The organism is Aliiroseovarius sediminilitoris (assembly GCF_900109955.1).
Classification (GTDB): Bacteria; Pseudomonadota; Alphaproteobacteria; order Rhodobacterales; family Rhodobacteraceae; genus Aliiroseovarius; species Aliiroseovarius sediminilitoris.
Genome location: NZ_FOJB01000001.1, coordinates 2229396 through 2252011, shown reverse-complemented (window position 1 = coordinate 2252011; position 22616 = coordinate 2229396). Strand labels below are relative to the sequence as shown.

The 22616-nt window shown below is 59.4% G+C and carries 23 protein-coding genes and 1 pseudogene; 7 read left to right on the top strand and 17 right to left on the bottom strand.

Annotated features, from left to right (window positions below; genetic code table 11):
- Positions 1-34 precede the first annotated feature (34 nt).
- From BMY55_RS11125 to phaR, 3 genes are all read left to right on the top strand, one after another.
- Positions 35-1828, top strand: coding sequence for a PHA/PHB synthase family protein (locus BMY55_RS11125; protein ID WP_091430659.1), 1794 nt, complete (start codon positions 35-37; stop codon positions 1826-1828).
- Between the two features lie 133 nt (positions 1829-1961).
- Positions 1962-2405 (top strand): Phasin, encoded by a 444-nt coding sequence (locus tag BMY55_RS11120; protein ID WP_091430657.1) that lies wholly within the window; start codon positions 1962-1964, stop codon positions 2403-2405.
- Between the two features lie 185 nt (positions 2406-2590).
- Positions 2591-3160, top strand: a complete 570-nt coding sequence (phaR, locus tag BMY55_RS11115) for a polyhydroxyalkanoate synthesis repressor PhaR (protein WP_091432418.1) — start codon at positions 2591-2593, stop codon at positions 3158-3160.
- Between the two features lie 84 nt (positions 3161-3244).
- Here phaR and lexA read toward each other — a convergent pair whose 3' ends face one another.
- From lexA to BMY55_RS11085, 6 genes are all read right to left on the bottom strand, one after another.
- On the bottom strand, positions 3245-3943 hold the full coding sequence (lexA, locus tag BMY55_RS11110; RefSeq protein ID WP_091430656.1) for a transcriptional repressor LexA: 699 nt from the start codon (positions 3941-3943) through the stop codon (positions 3245-3247).
- A 157-nt stretch (positions 3944-4100) separates the two neighbouring features.
- Positions 4101-5273 carry a molybdopterin molybdotransferase MoeA gene (locus BMY55_RS11105; protein ID WP_091430654.1) on the bottom strand — a complete coding sequence of 391 codons (1173 nt, stop codon included), beginning with the start codon at positions 5271-5273 and terminating at the stop codon, positions 4101-4103.
- Entirely contained in the window at positions 5273-5770 is a 498-nt protein-coding gene (gene moaC, locus BMY55_RS11100) for a cyclic pyranopterin monophosphate synthase MoaC (protein ID WP_091430652.1), read from the bottom strand. The genes BMY55_RS11105 and moaC overlap by 1 nt, the downstream gene beginning before the upstream one ends.
- The gene (trpC, locus tag BMY55_RS11095; RefSeq protein ID WP_091430650.1) at positions 5767-6567 is read right to left on the bottom strand and encodes an indole-3-glycerol phosphate synthase TrpC; all 801 of its coding nucleotides are present in this window, start codon (positions 6565-6567) and stop codon (positions 5767-5769) included. Before trpC ends, moaC begins: the two co-directional genes overlap by 4 nt.
- A 46-nt stretch (positions 6568-6613) precedes the next feature.
- Complete coding sequence (gene trpD / locus BMY55_RS11090; protein WP_091430649.1) at positions 6614-7630, bottom strand: anthranilate phosphoribosyltransferase; 1017 nt, start codon at positions 7628-7630, stop codon at positions 6614-6616.
- Positions 7627-8208: an anthranilate synthase component II gene (locus BMY55_RS11085; protein WP_091432415.1), complete on the bottom strand. Its 582-nt coding sequence runs from the start codon at positions 8206-8208 to the stop codon at positions 7627-7629. Before BMY55_RS11085 ends, trpD begins: the two co-directional genes overlap by 4 nt.
- Before the next feature lie 131 nt (positions 8209-8339).
- On the opposite strand from BMY55_RS11085, the gene BMY55_RS11080 reads away from it, so the two are divergent.
- A complete protein-coding gene (locus BMY55_RS11080) occupies positions 8340-9671 on the top strand; it encodes a divergent polysaccharide deacetylase family protein (RefSeq protein WP_177179328.1) in 1332 nt (443 codons plus the stop codon).
- 5 nt (positions 9672-9676) lie between these two features.
- Here BMY55_RS11080 and BMY55_RS11075 read toward each other — a convergent pair.
- Positions 9677-10102, bottom strand: a pseudogene (locus BMY55_RS11075) (cupin domain-containing protein).
- A 145-nt stretch (positions 10103-10247) separates the two neighbouring features.
- Between BMY55_RS11075 and BMY55_RS11070 the strand changes: the two are divergent.
- Positions 10248-10580 carry a GYD domain-containing protein gene (locus BMY55_RS11070; protein WP_177179327.1) on the top strand — a complete coding sequence of 111 codons (333 nt, stop codon included), beginning with the start codon at positions 10248-10250 and terminating at the stop codon, positions 10578-10580.
- A gap of 73 nt (positions 10581-10653) precedes the next feature.
- Here the strand turns inward: BMY55_RS11070 and eno are convergent, their stop codons facing one another.
- Together eno and BMY55_RS11060 are read right to left on the bottom strand one after the other, a co-directional pair.
- A complete protein-coding gene (gene eno, locus BMY55_RS11065; protein WP_091430646.1) occupies positions 10654-11928 on the bottom strand; it encodes a phosphopyruvate hydratase in 1275 nt (424 codons plus the stop codon).
- Between the two features lie 72 nt (positions 11929-12000).
- The gene (locus tag BMY55_RS11060; protein ID WP_091430644.1) at positions 12001-12891 is read right to left on the bottom strand and encodes a DMT family transporter; all 891 of its coding nucleotides are present in this window, start codon (positions 12889-12891) and stop codon (positions 12001-12003) included.
- Between the two features lie 351 nt (positions 12892-13242).
- Here BMY55_RS11060 and BMY55_RS11055 point away from each other — a divergent pair, with 351 nt between their 5' ends.
- Positions 13243-13890, top strand: coding sequence for a TetR/AcrR family transcriptional regulator (locus BMY55_RS11055; protein ID WP_177179326.1), 648 nt, complete (start codon positions 13243-13245; stop codon positions 13888-13890).
- 44 nt (positions 13891-13934) lie between these two features.
- Here the strand turns inward: BMY55_RS11055 and BMY55_RS11050 are convergent, their stop codons facing one another.
- The 8 genes from BMY55_RS11050 to BMY55_RS11015 all read right to left on the bottom strand — a co-directional run bounded on the left by BMY55_RS11050 (position 13935) and on the right by BMY55_RS11015 (position 21266).
- Positions 13935-15191, bottom strand: coding sequence for a cation:proton antiporter (locus tag BMY55_RS11050; protein ID WP_091432409.1), 1257 nt, complete (start codon positions 15189-15191; stop codon positions 13935-13937).
- A gap of 93 nt (positions 15192-15284) precedes the next feature.
- On the bottom strand, positions 15285-15983 hold the full coding sequence (locus BMY55_RS11045; RefSeq protein WP_091430639.1) for an endonuclease/exonuclease/phosphatase family protein: 699 nt from the start codon (positions 15981-15983) through the stop codon (positions 15285-15287).
- A gap of 49 nt (positions 15984-16032) precedes the next feature.
- Positions 16033-17442, bottom strand: coding sequence for a protein adenylyltransferase SelO (locus BMY55_RS11040; RefSeq protein ID WP_091430637.1), 1410 nt, complete (start codon positions 17440-17442; stop codon positions 16033-16035).
- A gap of 30 nt (positions 17443-17472) precedes the next feature.
- Positions 17473-17919 carry a GNAT family N-acetyltransferase gene (locus BMY55_RS11035; protein ID WP_091430635.1) on the bottom strand — a complete coding sequence of 149 codons (447 nt, stop codon included), beginning with the start codon at positions 17917-17919 and terminating at the stop codon, positions 17473-17475.
- Entirely contained in the window at positions 17916-18854 is a 939-nt protein-coding gene (locus tag BMY55_RS11030) for a nucleoside hydrolase (protein ID WP_091430633.1), read from the bottom strand. The genes BMY55_RS11035 and BMY55_RS11030 overlap by 4 nt, the downstream gene beginning before the upstream one ends.
- A 9-nt stretch (positions 18855-18863) precedes the next feature.
- Positions 18864-19643 carry an exodeoxyribonuclease III gene (gene xth, locus BMY55_RS11025; RefSeq protein WP_091430631.1) on the bottom strand — a complete coding sequence of 260 codons (780 nt, stop codon included), beginning with the start codon at positions 19641-19643 and terminating at the stop codon, positions 18864-18866.
- A 64-nt stretch (positions 19644-19707) separates the two neighbouring features.
- A complete protein-coding gene (locus tag BMY55_RS11020; protein ID WP_091430629.1) occupies positions 19708-20901 on the bottom strand; it encodes a BaiN/RdsA family NAD(P)/FAD-dependent oxidoreductase in 1194 nt (397 codons plus the stop codon).
- Positions 20902-20942: 41 nt separating this feature from the next.
- Positions 20943-21266, bottom strand: coding sequence for a HesB/IscA family protein (locus BMY55_RS11015; RefSeq protein ID WP_091432406.1), 324 nt, complete (start codon positions 21264-21266; stop codon positions 20943-20945).
- Between the two features lie 135 nt (positions 21267-21401).
- Here BMY55_RS11015 and BMY55_RS11010 point away from each other — a divergent pair, with 135 nt between their 5' ends.
- Positions 21402-22544 (top strand): deoxyguanosinetriphosphate triphosphohydrolase, encoded by a 1143-nt coding sequence (locus tag BMY55_RS11010; RefSeq protein WP_091430627.1) that lies wholly within the window; start codon positions 21402-21404, stop codon positions 22542-22544.
- Positions 22545-22616 lie beyond the last annotated feature (72 nt).

Here is a 22616-nt window from a genome sequence, read left to right as displayed (position 1 = left end):
GCACTTGCAGAAACCATAGGGGGGAAATTGTTTCATGACAACTGACCAAGTTAATAAAGGCCAGGAGCTGAGTGAACTGAACAACAACCTCGCCCGCATCGAGGAATTGTCAAAACGTCTGGCCAATATCATGGCACATCGAAAGCCTGTGCGCCCCAGCTTGCAGGCGCCGGGGCAGGAGTTCTATGTGAAGGCCGCCGGGACGATCTGGGCGGACATGATGGCAAACCCGTCCAAAATGTTCGAACATCAGGTGGCATATTGGGGCAAAACGCTGGAACATGCGATTGAAGCACAAGCGGCACTGGCAGCCGGCGACTTCAAGGCACCTGAGGATCCCGGCCCGAAGGACCGCCGATTTTCGAATCCTTTGTGGGATTCCCATCCTTATTACAACTATGTCAAACAACAGTATCTGATCAGTTCGCAGGCGATGGAAGACGCGCTGAAAGATGTGGAAGGGCTTGACCCGGAAGACACCAAGCGGATGGAGTTCTTCACCCATCAGATCATCGACATGATGAGTCCCACCAACTTTCTGGCAACCAACCCGGACGCGATGGAGCGAGCGGTGGAAACAAACGGGCAGTCGCTGGTGCAGGGGCTGGAAAACCTGGTCGCTGATCTTGAAGCAAATGACGGCGAACTTCTGGTCAAGCTGGTGGACGAAAGTGCGTTCGAGGTGGGCAAGAACATCGCGACAACGCCGGGGCAGGTTGTCTATCGCAACCGGATGATGGAGTTGATCCAATATGCCCCGACGACCGAGAAGGTGCACGCCACCCCGCTGATCATCTTTCCGCCCTGGATCAACAAGTTCTACATCATGGACCTGAAGGAACAGAACAGCCTGATCAAATGGATCGTCGATCAGGGTTACACGCTGTTTGTGGTCAGCTGGGTAAACCCGGACGCGTCCTATGCCGATGTGGGGCTGGGCGACTATATCGAAGATGGATATCTGGCTGCCATGCGCGAGGTGAAAGCGATCACAAACCAGAAGAAGGTCAATGTGGTCGGGTATTGCATTGCCGGAACAACACTGTCGCTAACCTTGTCTTTGATGAAGAAGCGTGGCGACAAATCCGTCAATTCCGCCACATTCTTCACCACCCTGACAGATTTCTCGGATCAGGGTGAAGTCGGCGTCTTTCTGGATGATGATTTCGTCACCGGTATCGAAGAAGAAGTCGCCGAGCGTGGCTATCTGGACAGCTTCTTCATGTCGCGGACGTTCTCGTATTTGCGGCCCAATGATCTGATCTATGGACCGGCGATCAACAGCTATATGCTGGGCAAGACGCCGCCCGCCTTCGATCTTCTGTTCTGGAATGGAGACAGCACGAACCTGCCTGCCAAGATGACCGTCGAGTATTTACGCGGTCTGTGTCAGGGCAACCGTTTTGCCAAAGGTGATTTCGAGCTGCTGGATGAGCATCTGTCGATTGCTGATGTCGACGTCCCGCTTTGCGCCATTGCTTGCGAGACAGATCACATCGCCGCATGGAAGTCATCTTATGACGGCATCCGGCAGATGGGATCGAAGGACAAGACCTTCATCGTATCGCAAAGCGGGCATATTGCCGGGATCGTGAACCCTCCTTCGAAAAAGAAGTATGGCCACTACACAAACGAAGATTGGCCCGCTGCATCGGATGACTGGATGGAAGGGGCGACCTTCAACGATGGGTCCTGGTGGGGCCGATGGGATGCTTGGCTGTCCGAGCGGTCAGGCAAGCAGATCGAGGCGCGCGAGGTCGGTGATTCGTCGCACAAACCTCTTGCCCCGGCGCCCGGCACCTATGTTGTGGCAAAACCAAATACCTGATTTTCAACAACTTAAAATAGTCAAATGCTGCGGTGCAGAAAAAGCTTGATTTTCTGCACCGCAGCATACATATTCTCCTCATAGCAATTCAGGCACCGACCTCCTCCCGGCGCCAAACCACGGAGATATGACAATGACTAAGACACAAGACTTCACCAAGATGTTCCAAGACATGATGGGCAACTTCCCCGTTGACATGTCGGTCGCTCAAGACGCTTTCAAAAACCAAGCCGCTCTGGCTGAGAAAATGTCGAAAGTTGCTCTGCAAGCTGCAGACAAATCGGCTGAGATCTCGACCAAATGGACCAAGGAAACACTGGCCAAGATGGGCGACGTCACCACAGCTAAAGAAGAAGCTGCTGATTATGGCAAAGCCGTAACAGACTTCGCTTCGGCCCAAGCTGAGCTGGCTGCTGAAAACCTGGCTGCTTTCGCTGAAGTTGCCAAAAAAGTTCAAGCTGAAACAGTTGAACTGATGATGGCTGCTGGCAAAGAGCTGGGCGACGATGCTCAAGCTGCTGTCAAAAAAGCAACTGACGAAGTTCAGAAAGCCGCTAAAAAAGCGACTGCCAAGTAAGCGAATTTCGCCGGATACCAACCTCCCGATCCGGCCTATTCCAGAAGGGCGAGCCTTGTGCTCGCCCTTTTTCCATGTGCGCCAGGTTCCGACCCCTCACGTAATAGTTGGTCAAAAAGCTTGCCTTTGATGTGGGCTTTGGTAGGCTTTTGCAGTGCAGCAAAAAAATGCTGCGGGGAGATAATATGGCTCAGAAACAAGAACCGCTGCTGATCAAGCGCTACGCCAGTCGGCGCCTATATAACACCGAGACGTCTGATTACGTGACATTGGACGATATCGCCGGGTTTATTCGCGATGGACGGGAAGTGCAGATTATCGACTTGAAATCGGGTGATGATCTGACGCGCCAATATCTGCTTCAGATCGTTGCAGAACACGAAAGCCGGGGCGAAAGTGTCTTGCCGGTGGATGTGCTGACGGATCTTGTACGGTCCTATACCACGCAGGCACACAGCGTTGTGCCACAGTTTCTGGCCGCAAGTTTTGAAATGCTGCGCGATGGTCAGTCCAAGATGATGGAAAACTTCGGGGCGATGGGCAATCCTATGGCGCAGATGCCGGGGTTCGAGGCGATGCAAGCGCAGCAAGAAGCCTTCATGAAAGCGATGATGAGCGGATTTCCCGGCAGCACCGGGTCGTCAGACGACGATGACGATGCATCCGACAAAACGGAAAATGGATCCAGGGACGAACTGGACGCCATAAAGAAACAGCTGGCCGAATTGCAGAGAAAACTGTCGGGGCTTGGCTGACACAATACGCCAACCGAGTACAATAAAAGGGACGCGCAATGGCCGCGTCCCTTTTTCTGTTTCCAACGAGTTGTCCGATGCGGGTCAGTAGGTGCGGATCAAACCGACCAGCTTGCCCTGAACCTTGACCTGACCTTCTGGCAGCAGGCGTGTCTCATAGGCCGGGTTGGCCGCTTCCAAAGCGATCATGCCGTCGGTTTTGCGAAACCGCTTCAGCGTGGCTTCGTAGCCATCCACCTGCGCCACGACGATATCGCCGTTCTGCGCCTGACTGGTTTCGCGAATGACAACCACATCGCCATTGTTGATCCCGGCGTCGATCATTGAATCGCCCTTAACCTCAAGCGCATAGTGACGCCCGCCGGTGGCCAGCATGTTTTCGGGCACAGACACGTGCTGCGCGCCGTCGGTGATGGCTTCGATCGGTTCACCAGCCGCGATGCGACCCATCAGAGGCAAGTCGCTGACGCCTAATCCTTCAAGGGCGATGGCGCTTGGCGGGGTGCGTTCGGGGCGGTCGCCCTTGATCACGCGCGGTTCGAACCCAGCGCGTCCGGCATTCTCCAACGGCTCAGGCAGTTTCACGATTTCAATGGCGCGGGCGCGGTGGGCAAGGCGGCGGATAAAGCCGCGTTCTTCCAAAGCAGTGATCAGCCGGTGAATCCCGGATTTCGAGCGCAGGTCCAGCGCTTCCTTCATTTCGTCAAAAGACGGGGGCACACCGTCACGTTGGATCCGTTTGTGAATAAAATCCAAAAGTTCCAACTGTTTGCGTGTCAACATGCTCTCACACCTCCGTCTTTCTGCATTCCGATACCGCAGCCTAAGCGACGGGTTAGAAAGGGCCCTCGTTGCGGGGCGTTCAGTGAATGTTCTATCCCTGTTCCCTTTTTGTGTCAACAGCGCACGTCAGGCGGGAACGCAGGGTCAGCAGATCGTGTCAGATCGGGAGGTAGTCAAGCCTTTCGCCTGCTTCGCGCGCTGGATCGGACGCGGGGCGAATGGCCAGCGCATTGGCCTGAGACAATACGCTCAAGAGCGCGCTGTCCTGGCTGTCGAATATCGTTATCTCGTCACCATCAACCCGTGCCCGCATGTAATGTTCGCGCGGGCCGTTCGCCTTGAGCGGGGCAGCCAAGATCGCTGTTTTGCGCGGCGCTGCCGCTGTCCCCAACCCGAGCATCGCGCGCATGGCAGGCACCAGAAACACATGGCCGCAGACCATCGAGGACACCGGATTTCCGGGTAGGCCGATCATAACAGCATTTCCCATCCGCCCAGCCATCAAAGGCTTTCCGGGGCGCATCAGCACCTTATAGAAGCTCTGTTCCATCCCCAATTCGGCGGCCACGTCGCCGACCAGATCATGGTCGCCAACAGATGCGCCGCCTATGGTCACGATCAGATCGGCATCCGCGGCCAGATCAAACGCGGTGCGCAAGCTGTCGGCATTGTCTCGTGCAATCGGCAACATGCGGGCGTGGCCACCATTTGCCTCGATCAAGGCTTTCAGGCCAAAGGCATTGGACGCGATGATCTGATCCGGGCCGGGGGTTTCGCCCGGCATAACCAATTCGTCTCCGGTGGCCATAAGCGCGATGATGGGTTTGCGGGTGACGGTCAAGGTGGGCACGTTCATCGCCGCCGCCAGCGCGAGGTCGGCAGGTGACAGCACGCGGGGTGCCGGGATTGTGTCACCGGGTGCGAAATCGGCACCCGCCGGACGCACATGTGGGACTGTGTCCAATTTGCGCGCAAGCGTGATCAGATCGCCCTTACGCTCTACATCTTCCTGAATGATCACGCGATCCGCACCGTCAGGCATCGGCGCACCGGTGAAGATCCGCACACATTCGCCGGGGCCAACGTGGCCATGAAATCCATGCCCTGCCGCACTTTCGCCGATGACGCGAAACATTGCTTCGGGGTCGGCCTCCACCCCGTTCAGCGCATAACCGTCCATGGCCGAGGCCGCGAAGGGCGGTTGCAGGCGGGAGGCTGTGATGGGGGCGGCAAGGGTGCGGTTCGCCGCGTCGGCCAGTGGCACCTCTTCCGTGCCCAGAGGCCGCACCAGATCGAATATCGCGTCCAGCGCCTTAGCTACGGTGATCATCAGGTATCCCCGGATTCTCGTGCGTAGACCCCGGATTTTCCGCCTTCTTTACGCAGAAGGCGGATGCCGGTGATCTGCATGCCTTTTTCGGCGGCTTTGAGCATGTCATAAACGGTCAGACAGGCAACAGACACAGCGGTCAACGCTTCCATCTCGACCCCTGTTTGGCCGCCGGTCTTGACGGTCGCGGTGATGCGCACGCCGGGCAGGTCGGGCTGTGGGGCCAGCTCCAGCGCGACCTTGGTGATGGACAGGGGATGACACAAAGGGATCAGGTCCGAGGTGCGTTTTGCCCCCATGATCCCGGCCAGCCGCGCCACACCCAGAACGTCACCTTTTTTCGCCGAGCCGGAAGTGACAAGGGCCAATGTCTCGGGCGTCATCTTCACGAACCCCTCGGCCAGCGCGACGCGGTCTGTCACGGCCTTGTCGGACACGTCGACCATATGAGCCTGTCCATCTGCGTCGAAATGGGTGAGGGGGGATTTGTCGCTCATGCGGGCACCGGATTGGCAAGCAGGGCGCGGGTTGCGGCCTCGACGTGGTCCTGACGCATCAGGCTTTCGCCGATCAGGAACGACCGCGCGCCATATTCAGCCATATCGGCCAGATCTTGCGGAGTAGACAATCCGCTTTCGCACACAAGGTGACGATCAGCGGGCGCAAGTTTTGACAGGCGGCGGGTGGTGTCCAGTGTCGTCTCGAAAGTCTTCAGGTTGCGGTTGTTCACGCCCAGAAGCGGCGATTTCAACGCAAGGGCGCGCTCCAGTTCGGCCTCGTCATGCACCTCGATCAGCACATCCATGCCCCATGAAAAGGCTGCATCTTCAAGCTCTTGCGCTTGAGTGTCCTCTACCGAGGCCATGATGATGAGGATGCAGTCAGCCCCCAAGGCGCGGGCTTCAGCGACCTGATAGGCGTCATACATGAAGTCTTTGCGCAGGGCTGGAAGCAAGACCGCGTCGCGCGCAGCGACCAAATAGTCGTCCGCGCCCTGGAAGGACGGTGTGTCGGTCAGCACCGACAGGCAGGTCGCGCCGCCGGCCTCATAGGCTTTTGCAAGCGCCGATGGGTCGAAATCGGCGCGGATCAGACCTTTGGACGGGCTGGCCTTCTTGACCTCGGCGATCAGGCCATAGCCGGTTTCAGCGGCCTTCATCAGCGATCGCGCAAAGTCCCGCGTGGGGCTTGCCTCACGGGCGGCGGCCTCGACCGCGGACAGGGGGCGGGCCGCTTTGCATGCGGCCACATGGTCCAGCTTGTAGGCTTTGATCTTGTCTAAAACGGTGCTCATGGGCGTGGTTTATGCCTTCGTGTGTTAAGGGGCAAGGCGCGGTATGTCACGCGACCGACGTCAGCTTTGCCAACGCTTCGATCTTGGCTTTCGCCGCTCCGCTGTCGATGCTTTCAGCCGCCAATCCAACGCCTTCTTTCAGATCGCTTGCCTTGTCGGCCACCACAAGTGCAGCAGCGGCGTTCAAAAGAACGGCATCGCGGAAGGCAGATGCCTCGCCTTCCAGCAGCGCGCGGAAGGCGACGGCATTCTCGGCAGGCTCGCCCCCGAGGATCGACGCAAGCCGGTGCACTGGAAGCCCCGCATCTTCGGGGTGAATTTCGCGGGAATGGATTTTACCATCCTCAAGCGCAGCAACTGATGTCACTCCGGTGATCGAGATCTCGTCCATCCCGTCCGCTCCATGCACCAGCCACGCTTTTTCCGACCCCAGCGATTGCAGGGTTTCGGCCATCGGAAAGATCAGGTCGGCAGCAAACGCCCCGGTCAACTGACGTTTGACACCTGCCGGGTTGGTCAGGGGGCCAAGGATATTGAAGATCGTCTTGCACCCCATTTCCTGACGCACGGGCATCACATGCTTCATCGCCGGGTGGTGCATCGGGGCCATCATGAAGCCGATGCCGACCTTGTTGATGGCGCGTTCTGCCACATCAGCGCCGACCATGACGTTCACGCCCATTTCGGTCAGCGCGTCCGCCGCGCCTGATTTCGATGACAGGTTGCGGTTGCCATGTTTGGCCACGGTCACGCCTGCGCCCGCCACGACAAAGGCCGTCGCGGTCGAGATGTTCAACGTGCCCATCCCATCACCTCCCGTGCCAACAATATCCATCGCGCCGTCCGGGGCGCTGACCTTGGCGCATTTGGCGCGCATCACGGCCGCCGCCGCCGCGTATTCGGAAACACTTTCGCCACGCGCCCGCATCGCAGCCAGAAGCGCACCGATCTGGGCGGGGGTTGCGCGCCCTTCGAACAGTTCTTCAAAGGCAAGCTCGGCCTGAGCGCGGGACAGTGGCCCCTCGGTCGCGGCATAGATCAGCGGTTTCATTGCGTCGCTCATGCGGTTACTTTCGTCTTGTTCAGGAAATTTTGAAGCATTGCGTGGCCATGCTCGGACCGGATGCTTTCCGGGTGGAACTGCACGCCTTCCACCTCAAGCTCTTTGTGGCGCAGACCCATGATCAATCCGTTGTCCAGCTCGGCGGTGATTTCCAGACAATCGGGCAGGCTGTCGCGATCTACGACCAGCGAATGATAGCGTGTGGCCAGAAGCGGCGAGGGCAGACCTTCGAACACGCCTTTACCCTGGTGCCTGATCTCTCCCATCTTGCCATGCACGATCTCGGGTGCGCGCACGACCTTGCCGCCAAACGCCTCGCCAATCGCTTGATGGCCAAGACAGACGCCAAACAGGGGAACTTTCGCGTCAGCCGCAGCGGCGGTCAAGGCCAGACAGATGCCCGCCTGCGCCGGATCACAGGGACCGGGGGACAAAACGATTCCATCCGCGCCCATGCCCATCGCCTCTTGCACATCCAGCGCGTCGTTGCGTTTGACCACAACATCTGCCCCCAACTCGCCGAAATAATGGACGAGATTGTAAGTAAAGCTGTCATAATTATCGATCAGCAGGATCATGGTGCGGCCTTTCGCCAAGAATGTCTCAGCAGGGGTTACGTCCTGCGATTGTCGGGCTATACATGATCCACGCAGGTGCCGACGGTCAAGAGCGGCACGTGCAAAGGATGAGGTTTCGGGGAGAGAAAGCCATGGCAAAGGGCTTCTTGTCAGGTGTTTTGGCCGGGACGGTCGTGTCGGGTCTTGGTCTTGCGGTTGTGTCGCTGCAATTGGCACCGGTGCAACCGGGGCGGGTCGATCCGCCGGCGGTTGATCAGGACATAACGATCACCGAAGACGCAGTGCCGCCAACCGAAGACCCGCCGGTTGCCAATGATACACCGCCAGACGCGATCAGTGCACCGGATGCGCCGGCCGACATGGAAACGGCAGATGTGGCGCCAGATGCAGATGTTCCCGTGGCAGATGCGCCAGCCCCTCCGCCCGAACCTGCCGTGCCGGACAGTGATGCACCGGGTGAAACCGACGCGCCACCCGCGGCCCCGTCTGATGACGCGCCACAGCCAGCAGAGCAAGACGCCTTGGAACAGGACGCCTCGGAACAGGATACCGGTGAGGCGAATGAAGACACCGATACAGATCCCAACGCGGCCGGGGAATCGGCTGACCGCAACCTGCCGCAATCCATACCCGACCTTGCCAACACCCCGCAGATCAAAAGCGACCCCGTCGCCCCCATCGGTGATCTGGCAGATGGTGTGACGACCAACCGCTTGCCCACGATTGAGCAGTCAACAACGGACGGAGACGCCGAGGCGACAGGTGACGACCCGGTCCTGACGGACACGCCGCTGCTGGCCATCGAACAAAATGCCGCCGTCTTTGCCAATCCGGAAGGTCGTCCACTGATGTCCGTCGTGTTGGTGGATCAGGGCGCAGCGCGTCAATCGTTGGGAGATCTGAACAATTTGCCGTTCCCGGTCAGCTTCATCGTGGATGCCAGTGCCCCGGATGCAGCCCAGGCCATTTCCTTTTATCGAGATGTCGGCGCCGAGGTGTTGATTGTGCCCGCCTTGCCCGTGAATGCGACCCCGACAGATGCCGAAGTGATCTTTCAGGCTCAGGCACCGCTTCTGGACCTTGCTGTTGGAGTTTTCATGGCTGAAGACAGCGGGTTTCAAAGCAATAGCCAGCTTGCGGCGCAGATTTCCGAGATTTTGATTGCCAGCGGGCACGGGCTGGTGTCTGAACCGCAAGGCCTGAACACTGGCCACAAAACCGCGCTGAAAAACGGTGTTGCTGCGGGCGTCGTGTTCCGTGAACTGGATGGCGAAGGGCAGGATGGCAAGGTCATGCGCCGTTTTCTGGACAATGCCGCCTTCAAGGCCGGTCAGGAAGATGGTGTGATCATGCTGGGCCGCGCGCAGGCGGAGACCCTGCAAGCCCTGATCGAATGGAACCTTGGAAACCGGGCGAAAACAGTGGCAATGGCCCCGGTCTCGGCGCTTTTGCTGGGTGGCTAAGCCCATCAGGCGCGGGGGATGTCGAACCCTTCGGGCGTCAGCGTGAAACCGTCGAACTGAAACCTCGGTGACACGACACAACTGACCAACGAATAGGCACCGGTGGATCGAGCGGCCTGCCAGTGGTGGTGTGGCACGATCATTTGCGGCGATTGACCCGCCGCAAGGTCCGCGCCGAGCTCCTGATCCAACGCAGACCCTGCATCGGTCGCCGCCATTGACAGGATCAGCGGCGCCCCCGCGTGATACAGCCAGATCTCGGTCGCATCGACCCGGTGCCAACGGCTGCGCTCGCTGTCTTTCAACAGGAAACAGATGCAGGTGCCGGATGGGCGACCATCGCTGGCCACATCCACCCATGTCTGACGTTAATGCCCGCCTTCGGGGTGCGGGGCGAGGTCGAGGTGGATGATGATTTGCTCGGGGGTCATGTCTTATCGTTTTCTGGTTGGGCACATTCTTTCGTGCCTGCGAAAAATGACACAAGCGTACATCCGTGATAGGGTTCGGTCACAATACTGCGCGATGGGGCAGGTGTCTGCGGCACGGAACCTTTCAACAAGAAAGGAAGATCAGATGTCGTTTTATATGTTCAAAGGTCAATACAGTACCGATTCCTTGCGGTCCCTCGTGGAAAAGCCGCAAGATCGCGAAGCTGCCGCAGGGAAGTTGATTGCGGCGTTGGGTGGTAAGTTGCATCACCTGTTTTTCTGCTTCGGAGAGGATGATGTCATGGCGCTAATCGAAGCGCCGAGCGATGAAGTAATGGCTGCGTGTGCCTTGGTGGTTGGCGCCTCCGGAACCATGGCGGGTGGATCAACAACCAAGCTCATGACCAGTAAAGAGGCCATGTCCGCAATGAAGCGGGCGCAGGAAGGCCAAAAGTCGTATCAGCCGGTGGCCAGTTAGGGCTCTTGATCGCCATGCAAAGAAAAAGGCCGGAGCATTGCACCGGCCTTTACCCTGATAATCGGCAAATCGCTTACTTCAAAATCGACCGCCCGGCATATTCCGCCGTCACCCCCAGCATTTCCTCGATCCGGATCAGTTGGTTGTATTTCGCGAGCCGGTCCGAGCGTGCGAGCGACCCGGTTTTGATCTGGCCGCAATTGGTGGCGACGGCAAGGTCGGCGATGGTCGCATCCTCAGTCTCGCCCGAGCGGTGCGACATGACGTTGGTCATTCGTGCGCGGTGGGCCATGTCGACGGCTTTCAGCGTCTCGGACAAGGTGCCGATCTGGTTGACCTTCACCAGCATCGAGTTGGCCGCGCCTTTCGCGATCCCCTCGGCCAGACGTTCGGGGTTGGTCACGAACAGGTCATCGCCCACAAGCTGGATCTTGTCGCCCAGCAGTTCGGTCAAGGCGACCCAGCCGTCCCAGTCGTCTTCCGACATGCCGTCTTCGATCGAGATGATCGGATAGTCGTCGCAGAGTGCTTTCAGATATTGGGCATTCTCCTCGCTGGTCAGCGATTTACCTTCGCCTGAAAGGACATATTTTCCGTCCTTGTAATACTCGGTCGCGGCGCAATCGAGCGCCAGATAGATGTCTTCGCCCGGTGTGTAGCCCGCTTTCTTGATCGAGCTCATGATGAAGTCGAGCGCGTCGCGGGTCGAGCCGATATTTGGGGCGAAGCCGCCCTCGTCGCCGATGCCGGTGGACAGGCCAGCGGCCGACAGCTCTTTTTTCAGGGTGTGGAACACTTCCGATCCCATCCGCACGGCTTCGCGAATGTTTTTCGCAGACACGGGCATGATCATGAATTCCTGAATGTCGATCGGGTTGTCGGCATGTTCACCGCCGTTGATTATGTTCATCATCGGCACCGGCAACACGCGCGCAGACGCCCCGCCGACATAACGGTAAAGGGGCAGGGCAGAGGCATCGGCGGCGGCTTTCGCCACGGCCAGCGAGACACCAAGAATGGCGTTGGCACCCAGACGGGCCTTGTTCGGCGTGCCATCCAGTTCGCACATGGCTGCGTCGATGGCTTCCTGTTCGGTGGCGTCAAAGCCGACCAGAGTATCGGCAATCTCGCCATTTACGGCCTCGACCGCTTCCAGAACGCCTTTGCCCATATAACGCGCCTTGTCGCCATCGCGCTTTTCAACGGCTTCATGCGCCCCGGTCGATGCCCCGGACGGCACGGCAGCGCGGCCCAGCGTGCCATCGTCCAGGATCACGTCTACCTCAACGGTCGGGTTGCCTCGGCTGTCCAGAATCTCGCGGGCAAAAATATCGACGATGATGGTCATGTTAGCGCTCCCAATAAGAAGAAAACTTCAGTTGAGGCTCTTTAGCGCGTCTTGCGTCATCCGACAACAGCCTTACGCGGGGTCAGTGATGTCTCCGCGCATTACACGCCGTTCGCGCAGGAAGGTATAGATGCCGGTGCCGATCACGACGCTTGCCCCAAGATAGGTCAAGCGGTCGGGATCTTCGCCGAACACGACGATCCCCAAAAAGATCGAGAAGATCAAACGACTGTATCTGAACGGCATGATGATCGACGTCTCGGCCACACGCAGGGCAATGACGATGGCATAATAACCAGACACGCCGAAAACTGTTGCCCCCAGCATCAGCAGCCAACCAGTCTGCTCAGGGACGACGAACGATCCACTGACCGGGATCAAAATGACACCCGCCGGAATGCAAGTTAGAAACGCATAGAATGCCACGCTGGTGGACGGGATCGTCGGGTCAAGCTGGCGGGTCAGCAGATCGCGAAGGGCGATGCCAAACACGGCAGCAATCGGCAGCAGGGCGGCCATCTGGAAGCCGTCTGCGCCCGGACGAATAATCAGAAGAACACCAAGAAAACCGATGCCAATGGCGGTCCACCGACGCCAGCCGACCTGTTCACCCAGAAACAGCGCGGCACCTGCCGTCGTGGCCAGCGGCATCGCCTGAAACACCGCCAAAACCGTGGACAGGGGGACGAGCGACAGGGCGGTCACGAAAAACATTGCCGAAACGGCTTCGGACGCATTGCGCCACAGCATGGCCCTTGATTTCATGTCACGATGCACAAGCGGGGCAAGCGTGCCACGTTGGGCATAGGTGATAATGGCAAAGGCCACCGCGCCGCCAACCCCAAGAAGAAACAAGGTTTGCGAGGTAGGCATCCCCTGCGTCATCGACTTGATGAAGACATCTTCCAACGCGAACGCAGCCATGGCGAAGATGATCAAGAAAATTCCACGGATGTTTTGCATGGTCGCGACACTTCACAGGTTCAGGAAAGCAACCCGGCGACAAGACCCGGTTTTCGCAGGCAAGGCAAGTCGACATCAGTGATGAATATGATCACCTGACGCGATGGATCCTGGTCCGCACTTTCATACCGCACCCGCCCGTCGCCAAGTTCGTTTTGCCACGGGTTCCGTCGTTTTCATGCAGCTTCACCAAGCGATAAACAGTCACCCGCGAGAAGTGACTGGCCGATCTGACGTAGCGGCGAATACCGCCATCGCACTACAGCCGCTCTTGCCAAGCAGGCAATGATCGTCCGATAGTCAGATCAACGCGCGGGCTTGACTTGCGACAGGCGGGAATGGCGGAGATCGTTGACGATACATTCAAGTAAAAGAGCCCGATCCGAGGATCAGAAGGTCAAGCGGCAGGCAGAGATTCTGGCCGCCGCGCGTGATCTGATCGAAGAATTGGGCTTTGACGGTGTGACCATGAACGCCCTGGCACGCCGTGCCAATCTCGCCAAGGGAACGCTGTATCTTTACGTCCGTTCCAAAGAAGAGCTGTTCTTGCTTTTGTTCGTCGAAGCGTTGGAGGATCTTGTCGGCCGCTTTGAAAACGAACACGAGCTAAGTGCACATCCGGCGGATTTGGCTGATTATCTGACCGATCTGTCGCAAAATACACCGCTGTTCCTGCCCCTGTTTGCGCGCTTGGTCGCGGTGATCGAGACGAACGTGGCGGATGAGCCGTTGTTTACCGCCAAACGAAGTATGCTGGCAAAATTTGAACGCTTCGCTGTTCACCTTGCCAAACTCATGCATCTGGATCCCGATCGGGCCGGGCTGGTTGCGCGCACCTTGATGAATGTTTTGCAAGGCGCCGCGCAATTTGATCTGACCGCGAATCGCGACCCCGAAGGCTTGCCGGATGACATGCGCGAAGCCTTCGCCATCAATGAATTCACCCGAAATTTCCGCCCGGCGGTTGAACTGATCCTTGGGGCAGTGGCCTCGGATTGAGCCGACCAGAGATGGGCTTGGACTGCCTGAGAAGGGCGTCGTCCCTACATCAACTCCGGTTCGCGCCCCAACCGCGACGCAAGCGGCGCGACCGTCAAGCCCTGCACGATGATCGAGAAAACGACGATGATATAGGTTGCGGTCAGGATCAGGGGTTTCCATTCGTTGTCGGGCAAGCTCAGCGCCAAGGCAACCGAGATACCGCCTTTCAAGCCCCCCCAGGTCATGATCGGGACAACACCGCGCGAGAAACTGCGGAAAGGCCTGAGCAAGATGACTGGCACGGCCACAGCCGTCAGCCGAGCAATCAGGGCCAGAATTATCGACAGCACCCCGGCGGTGACGGCATCCATGGTAAAGGCAACGGCGAAGACTTCGAACCCGATCATAAGGAACAGAACCGCATTCAGAATTTCGTCGATCAGCTTCCAGAACGCATCGACATAGCGCCGCGTTTCTTCGCTCATCCCATGTTTGGTGCCCACATCACCAATCAACAACCCGGCGCAGACGGCCATGATCGGGCCGGAGACATGCAGCGCGACGGCCAGCTCGTAGCCGCCAAATGCCAGCCCAAGCGTCAACAAAACCTCTAGTGAATAATCGTCGATGTGGCGCATGACGCGAAAGGTCAGCCAGCCCAGGACGACCCCCAGAAGGGCACCGCCGACAGCCTCTTGAAAAAACAGCTTAAGGGCAGCCTCGACGCTGGGGTCGGGGGCGTGTTCGCCTTGCCCGGACGTAAAGGCAAGCCCCACCAGCACCAAAAAAACGACGTAGCCAACCCCATCGTTGAAAAGGCTCTCCCCGGCGATCTTTGTTTCCAGTGATTTTTGCAGATTTGCTTCGCGCAAGACGCCCAGAACCGCGACGGGATCAGTGGGCGAGATCAACGCCCCAAAGACCAGCGCGATCAGCAGGGGCGCGCCAGTCAGCCAACTGAAACCGACACCTACAACAATCGTGGACAGGGCGACGCCCATGGTCGCCATTAGAAAAACGACCCCCCATTGCGCTCTCAAATCCTGAATTTTGACATGCAATGCGCCGGCGAAAAGCAACAGTCCTAACATGCCTTCCAGCAACGTGTCGGAAAAATCCAGATCGGCGACGATGCTGCGGACCTGATCGGCGACACCCATCGCCGGGATCAGGAAATCCAGCCCCATCAGCGCAAGAGACGCCATCAGAGACACCAACAATATGCCGATCGGTGATGGCAGCTTCAGGAACAGATAGTTGATCGACCCGAAGGCTCCGGCCAAAACGATCAGAAGCGAGGTAATTTGCAGGATATTCATACGGGTGTCCCAGCGGTTTCCGGCTGTCATAGCACGCTGTTCGCCATTGACAAATGCCGAAGCCACCGGCGCTGAGGCGCGGTTCGGTTGACCTCAACCTTTCACGCGAACATGTGCCCAAACCGGTAAGTGATCCGACGCCACTTTCGCCAGCGGAGACTGGTCCACACCGGCGTCGCGCAGTTCGACGCCCTCACTGAGTGCCAGCCGATCCAGCGCCGCAACGGGCCGCGCGGCGTGAAAGGATCGACCGGGCGAGATCACATCGAACCGGTGTTCCAGCGGTTCAAATCCACGCTTCGGCGACCATTCGTTGAAATCTCCCATAATCACCGTGGGCAAGGGGGAATGCGCCAACTTCTTCGCCAATTGTCGCATTTGCTGATGACGATAGGGGCGCAGTAAGCCCAGATGGGTGCCGACAAGCTTTAACTGTCCTTCGATCTCGATCGAAACAGCGCCGCGCGGCTCTAGCCCCGGCAATTCAAGCTGTTCGGCGCTATGAAAGGTCAGCCCCTTGCGCACAAGGATCGCATTGCCATGGCTTCCCAGCGAAACACCTTTGTGATCAAACGGCACCGCGACGAAATCGGTTTCATCGAACAACAGGCGATGGGGCAGGGCGGTCGGGCGTGGACCAAGGCGCCGGTCTGCTTCCTGCAACACCACAACATCCGCGTCCAGATGATTGATCACATCCAGTATGCGGTGCGGGTCGCGCCGTCGGTCCAGCCCGATGGCCTTGCGCATGTTGTATGTGACCAGCTTCAGGTCCAGAGCATGGGGTTCCATGGCTTCAACCTATTAAAGTCGCGGCGGCAATTCCAGAAGCCACACCGTCTCAGGTGCCGCAAAACGTGCGCAAGACGCGCTCATCCGGCTTTGGTGGCGTGGCGAGGTCCAGATCATCTGATCGCGGATCGAAGGGCTGAGCCAACGCATCGACCAGCCGGTGGAACGGGGCATAATCCCCGTCGATCCCGGCCCGAATGGCCTCCTCCACGCGGTGATTGCGGGGGATCAGAACGGGATTGGCGGCGCGCATCGTCCTCTTGGGGTCGCCCGGCTCCTGCTCCAACCGGCCTGTCCAGTCCGGGGCCCAGCTGTCCCAGGCCCCGTCATCGGTGATGTGCTGGCTTGCATCGCCCTGGGTCAGGGCGGTGAACGTGGCGGTAAAATCGGCCTGCGAACTGGCCATCCGGGACAAAAGGCCCGTGATCAGCGCCTCATCCCCATCTTCCTCTGTCACCAGCCCGATCTTGGCGCGGAACAGCCGCATCCATTCGGGGCTGAAATACTCGACAAAGCTTTCCAGAACCCGCGTTGCTTCCTCGGCCGCGTGATCCGGGTCGCCATCCATCAGCGGCAACAGCGAAGTTGCGAGCTGCGCAAGGTTCCAGACGGCCATATTGGCCTGCGACTGAAACGCATAGCGCCCTTGTTGATCGATGGATGAGAAGACCGTGTGCGGGTGATAGGCATCCATGAAGGCGCAGGGGCCATAGTCGATGGTTTCCCCGGACACGGCCATATTATCGGTGTTCATCACACCGTGGATGAAGCCCAAGCTCATCCAATTCGCGATCAGCCGCGCTTGTGCCGCCACGACTTCGGCAAAGAAAGACAAGGGTCCGTCTGCCTGAGGATAATGGCGTGCAATACAGTGATCCAGAAGCAGGCGCAGGGCAGGGCGATCCCCGCGCGCCGCGAAATACTGGAAGGTGCCGACGCGAATATGGCTGGCGGCCACGCGCATCAGGACTGCACCGGGATAGCGGCGTTCGCGTTGCACGCCCTCGCCGGTCAGGGCGGCTCCAAGGGCGCGGGTCGTGGGAACGCCAAGGGCGTGCATCGCTTCGGACACGATATATTCGCGCATCACCGGCCCGACCCAGGCCCGCCCGTCGCCATTGCGGCTGTAGGGGGTGACGCCGGAGCCTTTCAATTGGATGTCGCGGCGTCCAAAATCGCCCGTGACCTCACCCAGCAGGATCGCCCGCCCGTCGCCCAGACGCGGCACCCATCCGCCAAACTGGTGGCCCGCATAAACCTGCGCCAGCGGCTCGGACCCCGGCAGAAGCGTGTTGCCGGTCAGAACTTCGGCCGTCAGGGTGTCGGGGTCTATCCCAAGCTCCCGCGCAAGGGCATCATTGACCCGCAGCACCTGCGGATCGGCCACCGTCACGGGTGGCAATTTCGTATAAAACCTGTCGGGCAGGCGGGCATAGGAATTGTCAAAGATTTCGCGCATCGCCTGAACCTTAGCAGAGTTTTTGGGTCTCTACATCTCCCGCGTCATCAAGTGATAGCGATCGCGCGATTGAAACCCGATCCGTTCATACAGAAGGCGCGCACGGTCATTGTCGGCGTCGACTTCCAGATGCATGGCACCCACGCCCTGTTCGGCCAGGGCCCGCACAAGGGACGCCAGCGCTTCGCCGCCCATCCCGCGCCCACGCACCCGTTCGCGCACATAGATTTCATCCAGAAACGCATCCAGCCCGCCAAATTTAATCGACCAGCCAAAGCTGACGGCGATATAGCCGACGGGCGCCACGCGCGGGCCAATCATCCAGATCGCCCCATGGGGCGAGCCATCGAGCAGAGGTTGCAGAGCGCCGCGCCGTGTTTCGTCATCCTGCTCGATGCCGTTCTGGGCGTGAAACCCGGCGACAAGCGGCATCAACCGGTCAAGATCTTCCGGGGTGGCAAGGCGCAGGCTGCTCATAACCGGGCAATCCTTTCTGTCAGAAGGGTGAAGAACGCGTCGCTGTCCAGATCTCCGACGAACAGCGCGTTGGGCGCATGATCGGTGACGCCCCACCAATCGGCAACGGTCATGCCCATCGTCAGCTCCGACCGCGTTTCGATCTGCACGTTGACGTGGCGTCCGTGAAACAGGTCGGGCTGGATCAGATAGGCGATCACGGTCGGGTCGTGCAGCGGTGCGCCGTCTGATCCGTATTTTTCCTTGTCGAACCGTTCGAAGAAATCCGTCATCTCGGCCACCGCATGACCCACGTCGCCGGGCAGGGCGCGAAAGGCGTCGTTGCGCGCTTTCGTCACCAGCGCCTTGTGGGTGACATCCAAGGGCATCACGACCAGCGGAACGCCAGATCTGAACACAATATCAGCTGCTTGCGGGTCAACATAGATATTGAATTCGGCCGCGGGGGTGACATTTCCAACCTCAAAATAGGCCCCGCCCATCAGAATGATCTCCTGCACGCGGTCAATGATATCGGGCGCACGTTCAAAGGCGGTGGCGATGTTGGTCAGCGGGCCGAGCGGGCACAGGGTCACGGTGCCCTCATCATGGGCGCGCAGGGTGTCTATGATGAAATCAACGGCGTGCTGGTCTTGCAGCGGCATGGTCGGGTCCGGCAGAACCGGGCCGTTCAGCCCCGTCTTGCCATGCACATATTCCGCCGTGACCAGATCGCGCCGCAAGGGGCGGTCACAGCCCGCGAACACCTTGGTATCCGGCTTTCCCGCCAGTTCGCAGACGATCCGGGCATTCTTTGACGTCAGTGCCAAAGGCACGTTTCCGGCAACGGTTGTGATGCCCAGAACCTCGATCTTCTCGGGGCTGGCCAAGGCCAGCAGGATGGCCACGGCGTCGTCCTGTCCGGGGTCAGTGTCAATGATGATTTTTCGCGTCATATCAAACCCTTACGCCGCCAACTCAACCCAAATCGGGACATGATCAGACGGCTTTTCGCGCCCGCGCACATCCTTGTCGATCTGACAGTCGGTCAGAAGGTCAGCGCATTCCGGCGACAACAGGAAATGGTCAATCCGAATGCCGTCATTGCGCTGCCACGCGCCGCGTTGAAAGTCCCAGAAGGTGTAGTGCTCGGATGCCTGATTGCGGGCGCGAAACGCTTCGGTCAGACCAAGGTTCACGATCTTGCGCCATGCCTCGCGGCTTTCAGGACGGAACAGGGCGTCGTCGACCCAATCTTGCGGGCGGGCGGCATCTTCGGGTTGCGGGATGATGTTGTAGTCGCCCGCCATCAGGAACGGCATCTCATCTGCCAGCAATTCCTCGGCACGGGTGCGCAGTCGATCCATCCACGCAAGCTTATAGTCATATTTCGGCCCCGGCACCGGGTTGCCGTTCGGCAGGTAGAGCCCGCAGATCCGCACGGCGTGATCGCCAACCACGGTTGCCTCGATATAGCGGGCCTGTTCATCGTCGGCGTCACCGGGCAGCCCGTGGGTCACATCCTCAAGCGGCAGTTTGGACAAAAGCGCCACGCCGTTGAAGCTTTTCTGGCCATGGGTTTCGACGTTATATCCTTTGTCTTCAAAAGCTTCGCGCGGGAAGTTTTCGTCGATCGACTTGATTTCCTGCAAGATCGCCACATCAGGTTGCGCCTCGTCCAGCCAATCCATCAGCGCGGGCAGACGCGCCTTGATCCCGTTGATGTTGAAACTGGCGATTTTCATGCGGCCCCTCCTGTGTTTGGCGGTCAATGTGGGCGCAAACGGGCGGGGGTGCAAGCGATGGGTTTCAGGCTTCGGCGATATGCTGCCCGGCGGCGTGAGCGCTGGACCACGCCCATTGAAAGTTGAACCCGCCAAGCCAGCCCGTCACATCCACGCATTCGCCGATGAAGTAGAGCCCGTGGACGGTTTTCGACATCATGGACCTGCTGTCGATCCCGCCGGTGTCGATCCCGCCCAAGGTAACTTCGGCGGTGCGATAGCCCTCTGACCCGGACGGGGTCAGCGTCCAGTCAGACAGTTGATCGGTCAGCGCGCGCAATGCTGTGTCCGACTGGTCTGCCAGACGCGCGGTCAGGTCGAACCGGTCGGCCAAGTCCGCCGTCAGAAACTCCACCAGACGCGCAGGCAGATGACGCGCCAGCTCGGTCGAGATTTGCCGCCGCCCCTCGGCCTGACGTTGATTGCGGAGCGTGGTGAACAGGTCGCGCCCGCCGGCCAGGTCAATATGGATTGGTTCACCCTCGCGCCAGAAGGATGAGATTTGCAGGATCGCAGGCCCGGACAGGCCGCGATGGGTGAACAGCATCGCTTCGTCAAAGCGCGCCCGGTCGGTCCAGACGCGGACCGGCAGGGACACGCCGGACAGGGAGGCAAAGCGGCCTTCGGGGAAGGTCAGGGGAACGAGTGCGGGGCGGGGTTCGATGACCTCGTGCCCAAACTGGCGGGCGATGTCATAGGCAAAACCTGTCGCACCCATCTTGGGGATCGACTTGCCGCCCGTGGCAAGGACGAGGTTTTTGCATGTCAGCGTGCCCACCGTGGTTTCAAGCGCGAATCCTGCATCCGTTCGGGCGACAATTTGAACGGTGGTCGACAGACGCAATTCGGCCCCGGCGTCGAGTAGATTTCGGACCAGCAGGTCAACGATTTGCGTGGACTTTCCGTCACAAAACAACTGCCCGAGCGTCTTTTCATGCCATGCAATGCTGGCGCGGTCGATCAACTCGATGAAATCCCATTGGGTGTATCGTGCGAGCGCGGATTTGTGGAAATGCCGGTTCTGGCCGGTGAAGTTCGCGGGTTCCGCGTGCATATTGGTGAAATTGCAGCGCCCACCGCCGGAGATACGGATTTTCTCGCCGGGTTTGGCGGCGTGGTCAATGACCAGCACGCGCTTGCCGCCTGCCGCCGCGAAGGGTGCGCAAAACAATCCCGCAGCGCCTGCGCCAATGATGATGGTGTCCCAGTCGGTGTGCATGGGCTGCACCTAGCGGGTTGGATGGGGCAAGAAAAGGGGGATTACATCGAAAAGGATGTGCCGCACCCGCAGGAGGCCGAGGCGTTCGGGTTGTCCACGATGAACCGCGCGCCGATCAGCTCTTCGCTGAAATCAATGGTCGCATTGGTCAGGAAGGGCAGGGACACTTCGTCCACCACGACGCGTTCGCCCGCGCCTTCCAGCACCAGATCGCCCTCGGCCGGGTCATCCAGAGAAATGTCATACTGAAACCCCGAACACCCGCCACCTTCAACGGCCACGCGCAGCGCCTTGCCCTGAGCGCCCGCACCAATTTCGGACAGGCGCGCGAAGGCGCGGTCTGTGACGGTAGGGGGCAGGGTCAGGTCCATTGGAAATCCATTTCATGTTCACGCCAAAGGGAATATAGGGATGCCATGCGGGCGCGACAAGACGTCCGGACGGCGGAGACGGGACGGGACATCCCTGCGCGCCGACGTTGACAGGCGGAAGGGGGCCGTATGCTCGCCATTTATGCAACCCATCCCGGTGGCAGCCGGGGGCGGCTTTATGACGAAGGCGAAAGCGCCTTTCGCGAACCGTTTCAGCGCGATCGCGACCGGATCATCCACAGCTCGGCTTTTCGCAGACTGAAGCACAAGACTCAGGTGTTCGTGGAGCATGAGGGCGATTACTTCCGCACGCGGCTGACCCACTCGATCGAGGTGGCACAGGTGGCACGCACCATCGCGGGCGCGCTGGGGTTGAACAGTCACCTGACCGAAGCGGTGGCGCTGGCCCATGATCTGGGGCACACGCCGTTTGGTCACACGGGCGAGGATGCGCTGGACGCGATGATGAAGCCCTTTGGCGGCTTTGACCACAACGCGCAGGCGTTAAAGATCGTGACCTCGCTGGAACGCCACTATGCCGAATGGGACGGGTTGAACCTGACCTGGGAAACCCTTGAAGGAATTGCGAAACATAACGGACCTGTGACAGGAGAACTGCCACCTGCGCTGGCGGAGTATAACACCCGTCACGATCTGGAACTGCACACCCATGCGGGGGCCGAGGCACAAGCCGCCGCGCTGGCCGACGACATCGCCTATAACAACCATGACCTGCATGATGGGCTGCGCGCGGGTCTGTTCACCCTGGACGAGATCGCGGCTTTGCCAATCATCGGGCCGGCAATAGCCGAGGTCGACGCGCTTTATCCCGGTCTGGATGCAGGCCGCCGCCGACATGAGGCGTTGCGCCGGGTGTTCGGCGTGATGGTGGAAGATGTTTTGACCACCTCGCAGGCGGTGTTGGCCGAGGCCGCCCCGCAATCGGTCGAGGACATCCGCGCGCTGGATCACGCGGTGATCCGGTTCTCGCCCGCACTTTGGTCGGATCTGAAGGTGATCCGGGAATTCCTGTTCACCCGCATGTATCGTGCTCCGTCGGTTGTGACGATGCGCGCGCGTGTCACACGGGTCGTGGAAGACCTGTTTGCCCATTATCGCGCTGTTCCGTCCGACCTGCCTGGCGAATGGCGAGTCGAGATTGAGGCGGCCACCAGCGACCGCCGACTGGCGCGTTTGGTGGCGGATTATATCGCCGGAATGACGGACCGTTTTGCCTTGCAGGAACACAAGCGGTTTGGGTTGGATGATTAGGGGGCGCTGCCCCCTCGGGACCGTGTCCCTCACCCCCGGGATATTTTTAGCCAGAAGAAGCGGGCGCGTCTG

Bases quoted from the DNA above. Each gene is read 5' to 3' on its own strand.
- BMY55_RS11125 (WP_091430659.1), top strand. From the start codon at position 35: ATGACAACTGACCAAGTTAATAAAGGCCAGGAGCTGAGTGAACTGAAC.
- BMY55_RS11120 (WP_091430657.1), top strand. From the start codon at position 1,962: ATGACTAAGACACAAGACTTCACCAAGATGTTCCAAGACATGATGGGC.
- phaR (WP_091432418.1), top strand. From the start codon at position 2,591: ATGGCTCAGAAACAAGAACCGCTGCTGATCAAGCGCTACGCCAGTCGG.
- lexA (WP_091430656.1), bottom strand. From the start codon at position 3,943: ATGTTGACACGCAAACAGTTGGAACTTTTGGATTTTATTCACAAACGG.
- BMY55_RS11105 (WP_091430654.1), bottom strand. From the start codon at position 5,273: ATGATCACCGTAGCTAAGGCGCTGGACGCGATATTCGATCTGGTGCGG.
- moaC (WP_091430652.1), bottom strand. From the start codon at position 5,770: ATGAGCGACAAATCCCCCCTCACCCATTTCGACGCAGATGGACAGGCT.
- trpC (WP_091430650.1), bottom strand. From the start codon at position 6,567: ATGAGCACCGTTTTAGACAAGATCAAAGCCTACAAGCTGGACCATGTG.
- trpD (WP_091430649.1), bottom strand. From the start codon at position 7,630: ATGAGCGACGCAATGAAACCGCTGATCTATGCCGCGACCGAGGGGCCA.
- BMY55_RS11085 (WP_091432415.1), bottom strand. From the start codon at position 8,208: ATGATCCTGCTGATCGATAATTATGACAGCTTTACTTACAATCTCGTC.
- BMY55_RS11080 (WP_177179328.1), top strand. From the start codon at position 8,340: ATGGCAAAGGGCTTCTTGTCAGGTGTTTTGGCCGGGACGGTCGTGTCG.
- BMY55_RS11070 (WP_177179327.1), top strand. From the start codon at position 10,248: ATGTCGTTTTATATGTTCAAAGGTCAATACAGTACCGATTCCTTGCGG.
- eno (WP_091430646.1), bottom strand. From the start codon at position 11,928: ATGACCATCATCGTCGATATTTTTGCCCGCGAGATTCTGGACAGCCGA.
- BMY55_RS11060 (WP_091430644.1), bottom strand. From the start codon at position 12,891: ATGCAAAACATCCGTGGAATTTTCTTGATCATCTTCGCCATGGCTGCG.
- BMY55_RS11050 (WP_091432409.1), bottom strand. From the start codon at position 15,191: ATGAATATCCTGCAAATTACCTCGCTTCTGATCGTTTTGGCCGGAGCC.
- BMY55_RS11045 (WP_091430639.1), bottom strand. From the start codon at position 15,983: ATGGAACCCCATGCTCTGGACCTGAAGCTGGTCACATACAACATGCGC.
- BMY55_RS11040 (WP_091430637.1), bottom strand. From the start codon at position 17,442: ATGCGCGAAATCTTTGACAATTCCTATGCCCGCCTGCCCGACAGGTTT.
- BMY55_RS11035 (WP_091430635.1), bottom strand. From the start codon at position 17,919: ATGAGCAGCCTGCGCCTTGCCACCCCGGAAGATCTTGACCGGTTGATG.
- BMY55_RS11030 (WP_091430633.1), bottom strand. From the start codon at position 18,854: ATGACGCGAAAAATCATCATTGACACTGACCCCGGACAGGACGACGCC.
- xth (WP_091430631.1), bottom strand. From the start codon at position 19,643: ATGAAAATCGCCAGTTTCAACATCAACGGGATCAAGGCGCGTCTGCCC.
- BMY55_RS11020 (WP_091430629.1), bottom strand. From the start codon at position 20,901: ATGCACACCGACTGGGACACCATCATCATTGGCGCAGGCGCTGCGGGA.
- BMY55_RS11010 (WP_091430627.1), top strand. From the start codon at position 21,402: ATGCTCGCCATTTATGCAACCCATCCCGGTGGCAGCCGGGGGCGGCTT.